This window comes from Vogesella mureinivorans, assembly GCF_007644035.1.
Classification (GTDB): domain Bacteria; phylum Pseudomonadota; class Gammaproteobacteria; order Burkholderiales; family Chromobacteriaceae; genus Vogesella; species Vogesella mureinivorans.
In genome coordinates this window covers 1-517 of record NZ_VMTV02000771.1, presented here as the reverse complement: position 1 = coordinate 517, position 517 = coordinate 1, and the positions used below count along the sequence as shown (strand labels likewise).

Annotated in this window: 1 protein-coding gene; it reads left to right on the top strand. The window is 40.2% G+C overall.

What is annotated here, in order from left to right; genetic code table 11:
- Positions 1–45 precede the first annotated feature (45 nt).
- Positions 46–517 (top strand): GTPase (locus tag FLQ44_RS18150; protein ID WP_240801340.1); only part of this gene is annotated, 472 nt, incomplete at its 3' end.

The following is a 517-nucleotide window of genomic DNA, read 5'->3' as shown; positions in this document are numbered from 1 at the left end:
TAATTAGCGATAAAAGCAAAAGCCAATATTCCAACCGTTTCCTTAGTGGGTTATACCAATGCAGGAAAATCAACACTGTTTAATATTTTGGCAAACAGTGATGTTTATGCAGCAGATCAGCTCTTTGCAACATTAGATCCAACATTGCGTCGTTTGGATTGGGATGGTATTGGCACATTGGTTCTTGCAGATACTGTTGGTTTTGTGCGCAATCTCGCTCATTCTTTAGTCGAATCTTTTAAAGCTACGCTAGAAGAAACCTTAGAGGCAACTTTGTTGCTACATGTGATCGATGCCAGTAGTCCAGACATGATGGAGCAAATCGATGCGGTTGAAACCGTATTAAAAGAAATTGGTGCTGATATTCCAACGCTTAGGGTGTATAACAAAATTGACCAAAGTCATGATGAAGCAAAAATCATCTATGCCAAACCTCATCAACCCGAGCGTGTTTATGTTTCAGCCCATACCAAACAAGGCTTAGACCTGCTTCGTAGAGCAGTGCATGAATGTTTAA